The sequence below is a fragment of the Cecembia sp. genome (assembly GCF_007126775.1).
Classification (GTDB): Bacteria; Bacteroidota; Bacteroidia; order Cytophagales; family Cyclobacteriaceae; genus Cecembia.
Genome location: NZ_SLAP01000081.1, coordinates 1 through 7,576, shown reverse-complemented (window position 1 = coordinate 7,576; position 7,576 = coordinate 1). Strand labels below are relative to the sequence as shown.

General features: G+C 41.5%; 4 protein-coding genes. All 4 read right to left on the bottom strand.

The features are described from left to right. Positions 1 to 2,294 (bottom strand): DUF5686 family protein (locus QZT73_RS05150; protein ID WP_291786967.1); only part of this gene is annotated, 2,294 nt, incomplete at its 3' end. 73 nt (positions 2,295 to 2,367) lie between these two features. Further along, complete coding sequence (locus QZT73_RS05145; protein WP_291786966.1) at positions 2,368 to 5,952, bottom strand: M1 family aminopeptidase; 3,585 nt, start codon at positions 5,950 to 5,952, stop codon at positions 2,368 to 2,370. An 11-nt stretch (positions 5,953 to 5,963) separates the two neighbouring features. Then, on the bottom strand, positions 5,964 to 6,836 hold the full coding sequence (locus tag QZT73_RS05140; protein WP_291779814.1) for an ABC transporter ATP-binding protein: 873 nt from the start codon (positions 6,834 to 6,836) through the stop codon (positions 5,964 to 5,966). A 188-nt stretch (positions 6,837 to 7,024) separates the two neighbouring features. Beyond that, a partial coding sequence (locus QZT73_RS05135) for a hypothetical protein (RefSeq protein WP_291786964.1) occupies positions 7,025 to 7,576 on the bottom strand: 552 nt, incomplete at its 5' end.

The following is a 7,576-nucleotide window of genomic DNA, read 5'->3' as shown; positions in this document are numbered from 1 at the left end:
TCTATACCAGACTCCCAATAGCCTCGTTCCATCGTCCGAAAAGGAAATGCCTCTTCCCCAAAGGAATGGCTCACTGAACCTATCGCAAAACCTTGTACCAAGTTAAGTTGGGGGGCAATTGCAATAGTAGATATATCTCGCTGTAAAAGAGGTCCTGTCAGATAGGAATAATTGGCATAGATGGCTCTGTCTGAAAAAAACTCGTAAATCCGCATGGTCTGAAAGTAGGCTGGAAGACTAATTGAAAAAGTTCGCTCCTGCGGTTGAATACCAAAACCCGTATTGAAATAGGAAATCGGAACCTCTGCTCCCCAAACGCTCATCCCCTCCAAGTTCAACTGATGGGTAGAAACTCCCTTCCTCCATTGATGCTGTGTCTTGAAAGCCAATCTCCAAAAATCAGCTGTTCCATTCAATAAATCAGGTATGGCACGCGAAGCATGGAAATTGAATACCGGATAGCCAATAGGGCCGGGTATTATCTGTCTACCAACCTTGGATGTTTGCTCTTTAGCCACATAGCGAAGATTTAATCCCAATTCTGTTGCTTGAAATGGCTGAAACATACGTTCCACTGCAGGCATTTCCAAATTGGAGGTCCATAGAGGGATGCGGCTTTCATTACTTGCGGTAAAAGCCAACCTCCACCTGTGCAGTGGCAATTGGGAAAACTCAACGCTAAACCGCTCCACAGCGTCCATCTTTTGAGCCAAAAAAGCCCTGAAAAAATCACTTGAAGTTGCAAAAGTTCGGATACGAACAAAAGGATTTATACCGATTTCAGCAATATCCTGGATGTAGGAAAACCGAAGGCGAGATTCCAACGCATCATTGAAGAGTAAACTGCTCCCTATTCCATATTTCCAATCCTTATCACGAAAACCATAACGGAGGTAGCCATCCAGTTCCACATACCTTGAGAACTGTTGGTTGGTCGCCAGCCCCATCCCCAAAGCGAGACCTTCATACTGATTGATGCGAAGTAAGTGGTTAGTCAGCAGATCAATCTTGCCAAGTGAAAGCCGTCCAGTAAATAATTGCGAAAAAATACTAACTATATTTTGAGTTCTTCGAAGATTCCTGGCATCCATCTCTTCAAACCTGCTAAAGGCCCGCTGCTCGGCAATCGACAAAGAATCTCTTCTGATCATTGCTATTGGGAATCGTTCATTTTGAATATCATAGACCAATCCAAACCTTGGGATTTCCCTACTCAAAATTTGTTCATTTAGCCTCACATCTGAGATAAAGTTTTGACTGACTAACTTCATTGGGCTTCCTTCAATATCAAAGTTGCGAAATAGGTAGATACTGTTAATTTGTTCAGGAAACCAATATTGCCCATCCCAGCGGTTTTTCTGTTGCAATTCAAACTCCAGGTTACTCCGATTATCTAAGGACTTAAATACCATGTTTTCAAGTGCATATTGGTGCCTTGAAATTGTCATAAATCCAGTACCCAGAAGATAGCCTTTACCTTCTTGCGGCTCAAAGCTGATAACATAAGCAGTAGTTCCATTGGATTGTAAACTATCTTCTAAAAAATAGTTATATTTTCTAAACCCATCATTTGTCATAGGATGGAGATAAGGAATTTCCATCACAGTGAAATAATCCTCATAAAAAGAAAAGGGCTGTATGGTACTGGAAACCAATGCTGTCATCAAATTTTCAAAACCCGAAATCTTTGAGGCTTTGACTTTTTCATGCCGCTTTCCAGGCCTTTTATAAACCACTTCAGATAGACTTTCGGAAACTAACAAATGCCCACCATCAAATAAGGTGTCAAAACGTGTCCGCCGCACGCCATCCTCGCTGACACCATCCACTGTGAATACCATTTTGTCGTAAGATTCAAATTGGTAACTGCTCAGATTGGAAGGGTCATTTATCTTTTTGTTGGCTATGGCCTTACGTAGAATAGGAAAAGCAGGATTTTCTCCTGCTAAAAAGAGGAATTCCTTCAGTTCAACCTGCTTGGGTTCCATAAAAATCCGACCATCTGTCCTTAACTGCCTTTTTGCAAGTTTCAACTTCCTCAAACCAACATGGGAAACTACCAAGGTGTCGGACGCTGACTGCACTTTCAATTGAAACTCGCCTAAAATATCTGTTACTACCCCTTGAGATTCATACCCCCTCCAGTATACATGGGCAAAGGGAACAGGTTCATCAGTTCCAGATTGGAGGACTTTTCCCTTGAGCAGTGATATTTCCTGAGCCATGGACTCCTCTGAAAAAGTCCAACAAAGAAAAATCATCGAATAAAAACCCAACAGTAACCTTGTGCCCATAAAAGCCTTCAATTTGAAAATTATAGGCCTACCACTCCTATCTACTCAAGAGCGGTAGGCCATCTAAACCAATTTAATCCAAGAGACTTACTTTTTTCACATTATCTCCAGGAACCCTGTCAATCAAGTAATTGTACGGATCTATCCCCACAAAATGGGGTTTTTCCTTGGTTCTGAATTTAAATGTATTCCCCTCTTGAGTTACTTTTAGTCGTTCGTAAACCAAAGGATCACCTAAAAGGTTTTTATTTTCAGTAAATCCAAAAACACCAACGTCAATAAAATCTGCAATCGGGATGGAGGTCTCCTTACCTAAAGAGTCTGATCTGAATTTCTTAGACTCAGTCGTAAACTCTACGATGTACTCCTCTCCTTCCTGCGTATAATTCGCATCCATTACTCTATTGGAAAATAAGGTGATATTGAGGAATAAATCGTCAATCACATACTGCAAACTATCAGGAGTATGCGCTCTAAAGACTCTCACCGCATCCATGGAAGTAGGATAAGGTGGCTTCCGATGCTTAAATTCCTCAATAAGCTGCCTAAGCGCTGCATTGACCTGAGCTTCACCGATCATTTCTTTGAGGTAGTACATGGCTACTGAACCTTTTTCGTAGTGAATGTATCCTTGCTGTTCGGTCTCCACCAAGGGTCGCTCAGCCACAAATTCACTTCCCCTTCCTCTCAGGTAACCATCCATTTCATATCTGAGGAACTTTCGCATTTTATCCTTCCCATATTCCTTTTCCATGACCATCAGCGCTGAATACTGTGTAATGGCTTCCATCAACAATTCGGCACCTCGCATGTTGGCTGCGATGACCTGATGGGCCCAATACTGATGGGCAGTCTCATGGGCAGTAACGTAAAACACCAAGTCAATATCATCCTCGGTAACTTTTCTCAAGTCTGTAATAAAACCGATACGCTCACTGTAAGGCATGGTACCCGGAAAAGATTGTGCAAAACCTGCATACCTTGGGAATTCCACAATCCTCAGTTGACTGTGCTCATAAGGACCAAAATGAGCCGTATAGTAATCCAGTGATTGGGACATGGCACTGATAAAATTCGGGATATTGTATTCGTGCCCTGATACATAATATACTTCTATATCCACATCATTCCATCGCTCTCTCTCCAATTGATACGCTGCAGAGAGGAATGAGGTAAAATGCACTGAAGGCGCCTCTTGTTCGTATTGGAAGTATTTTCTTCCATTTTCTTCCCATTCACGCACTAGTTTTCCCGGGCTAACAGCAATCTGACTGGGTGATGTCCCAATGACTGATTTTACTGTGATCCAATCACTATCCTTTCCTATGTAATGAAAATTCCGTGCCTCTAGGTTGTTTTCATCCAATACTGGCATGCGTTTCTTCTCTGGAAGGCCTCTTTTCCGTCTTTTGTTGCGATCAGATAATTCATTGCTTGCCTGATAGCCAAAGCTAGGGACCATTTCATAGGAGTAAAAAAAGCTGCCATTATTTAAAATACTGGTATTGGTTACCCTATTCTCAAATCCTTGGGTAAGCTTTTCTCCTGACACCTTCATGATAAGTTGCTCCCCGGGCTGTAAAGGCCGGGCCAACTCATAAATCCGGTAGCCCAATTGATCATCATCCAGTTGAATACTCGCTCCTTCAATGCTGATTTCAAGTTTATCTTTCGAATCAGTCATCGTAAAATGAAGTTCACTGATCGGCCCATCTGTCCTGTTTTCCATCACGCCCACAACCTCAAAAGTCAGATCCCTATCCTCAGGATATAGCTCAATACGATAATCCATGCTAACCCACTTGGGCTGAGATATATTCTCGTGTACCTTATACGTTTCCTCATAAGCTACCCGTATATCTTCCCATTCTTTGCTTGTTTTGTAGGTATTCAGTACTTGGGTATTGTAGTACACATTTGCACCTGTAGCAAGGAAGGCCGCAATAAACACAAATAAAACTGCCTTCGAACCTGCAAATCGCTCCCGCGCATCCTTCCACCTGCCTGCCAGAGCAGTAGTCTTTCCTCTAGTAAAAAAGAGATAGGCGACATACACCAATAGCAATGCAAAAGCCCCCCAATAGGCCTGAAACCAAGCAGTAGCCGTGGCCCACGGACCAAAGCCGTTGACATCCGAATATGAACCCCTAGAGACAGCACCGTAACTTACCATCAAGGATTCTATTTTAAGCAACTCTAACACATAGTCGGAGGCAATAATAAATACCACAAAAACAAAATAGGCTATGTAACGATTGTTGATCAGGTAATGGAAGAATACAGCCAATACCGTCAGGTAAGTAAAAAACAAGAAGTCATTTACCAATAAAGAACGGGCATAGACGCCCAATTCGAAGTTGAAATACCCATAAAAACTCTGCGCAATAACACCAATGACAATGGTCGTCATCAGAATCAGTTGGATACTGATCAATAAAGCAATTATCTTAGATGAAAGAAACAAACCTGTTGCAGCCGGAGTAGCATCCTTGATCTCATCCAAATGGGCATCTCTATCCCTCCAAACCAAGACACCGGAATAGAAAATAATGATACCGATTAAAAACAGGTAAAAAGCTCCCGAAATGCTGTCAATCACATCATAGGTCAGTGGATAATTACTGCTACCATACCTACCCGTAAAAAAGGTGAGCCCCGTAATGAGATTGATAATACCGATAATCAGGATAATCAGAAATGTTTGATTCTTGATTATGGCCTTCAACTCAAATAACACAAGTCTTCCAAAAACAGCGAATGAAAATTTATTTCCACTATCAATAGCAACAGCAGGCTTCTCCAACAATATGGAAGTCTCAGTCCAATCTTTTGCCGGCTGTTTTTCTTTCTTGACCTTTTCATTTTTTTGCTGAAACGAAAAACGGGTGTACAATAGCAACAAGAATACAGCAGCTACGCCTACCCACACAAGTCTATTGACCAACAAATCTCCCTTCAATAACACTGCTGTGGTGTTTAGTTCCTCTACCGTAGCATATTTTTTGGCCAGTCCAACCGGATAAAAGCCAAAGGGATCCAGTAAATTTGCTAACCATTCTTTCTCTATATCCGCAATAAAATTTCCTGCTACGGCATACAGAACCAATAAACCCATGGCGCCGATGTAGGAAACCATGTTGTTTCGAAACGTGACTGCAAGGGCAAAAGTCAGCACACCAATAATAAAGGTATTGGGAATCCCGAAACTGAGAAATCCCTGGATATGCCCCTCCCAATATACAGGCCCAAAGCGGTTAGGGTCAGCCCAAGGCATAAACGGGCCTATCAAAGCTCCTACCGAAATCCCCAACAAAGGAATCAAGGCAATCAAATAAGCTCCTAAAAACTTACCAAAGAAATAGGAGGAACGCTTGATGGGATAAGAAAAAAGGATTCCTGAAAACCCTGATTCAAAATCCCTGTTGGCCGTAGCATTCATAAAGGCGGTGGTCATCAACAAAGCGATCAAGGACATCACCCCATAATATTGCTGTATGACCGACGGCGCATTTTTCTTTACACTGGTACTTGCGCCTCCAATCTGAATGTCATCACTGCTTACCGCACCAAATACCAAAAGTCCGATTATCAGGAAAAAAATCCACAACATGGGGCTCTTGATCCAGGTTTTTAGTTCTTTTTTTAAGAATACAAACATGATATAGGGGTTTAGACCAGTTGATTGATTTTAGCAAAGAATACATCTTCCAAGTTTGCCTCCGCTTTGACAAAGTCATTGGCTGGCTCTTCTTCCGCAAACACATGAATCAATGGTTTGCCCCCCACCAATTTATCTGAGATTACCGCGTAGTTTTCCCTGTATTCCGGAAGCATCCCCTTTTCAATGCTTTTTTCATATACCTTATCTTCAATCAACTCCAGTGCTTCATCTACACCACCATGATAGAGGACCTCTCCTTTATTCATGATTGCCATTTGTGTACAGAGTTCCCGAACATCTTGGACAATATGTGTAGAAAGTATCAAAATGGCTTCCTCTCCTATTTCGCTCAAGAGGTTGTAAAACCTATTACGCTCCCCAGGGTCTAAGCCTGCTGTTGGTTCATCTACAATAATCAATTTGGGATTCCCTATCAAACATTGGGCAATCCCAAAGCGCTGCCGCATACCACCTGAGAATGATTTAACAGCTTTTTTTCGATGTTCGAAAAGATTCACTTTTTGCAAAAGGTAGTTTACCAACTCTTTTCTTTCGCTGGTATTTTTTATCCCTTTCAATAGTGCCAAATGATCCAATAACTCCACTGCGGAGCTTCGTGGATACACTCCGAATTCTTGTGGCAAATAACCCAATACCTGTCTTACTTTATCTTTCTCTTGGAGTACATCGATATCTCCTAAGCGAACATTCCCGCTATCTGCATCTTGCAGGGTAGCAAGTGTACGCATGAGGGAGGATTTCCCGGCTCCATTAGGTCCTAGAAGTCCAAACATTCCCTTACCTATGGTAAGGCTAACATTCTTTAGGGCATGTACCCCGTTGCCATATTGTTTGTTGAGGTTATTGATTTCCAACTTCATTGTGATTGAGTTTGTGAAGGTTTAAGATTGATAAAATAATTTTAGATTGTCCGTCCAGAAAGACAAACAACACACCTAAAAATAAAGACTAAAGACATGCCAATAGCTAAAATAAGTACTTAAGTGCTCTCTTGCGTGTTTTTTCTATCAACCATGTCCAATTATGGCCAAAAATTGAACGATTTCGGTCAGTTGTCTTTTTCATAGGTCAGGAGTATTTTTTCAGTTTGTGCTATATAATCCCCAAAAGCTTTCTTATGCATCCATTTCAATAGAAAATACAAAGGGGGCATGGTCAATAGGCTCAAGCCCATCCCCTTTATCAAAAAGGATACATTTACGATCAGGTCATCTGCATTGACTTCATCTGTTGTACCACCGATCAGTAAACCTGCCAAATAAGCAAGAGGAAGGAATAGCATGGTTTGAAATTCAATCAGTTTAATTGTCTTCCGGGTTAAATCAAGCTGCTGCTGAAGGGTTGGTATGATGGGTTGATCCCAGTTGTCCAAAAGTCGATCAAATGCTTTGATCCGCTGATACATCAACAAATTAAAATACTGGTAGATGATGATAAGCAAACCCAATGTCAGTCTAAGGGATATTTCGGGATAAATGACTAGTAAATAAACCCCAATTACAACACCCACCAAACCAAAGATCAAATTACCAATCAGATTTTTCCTCAAGGTCTTAATGGGGTTTTTACTAGCTTCCAGTTTTTTCAGTACCAAATTTTC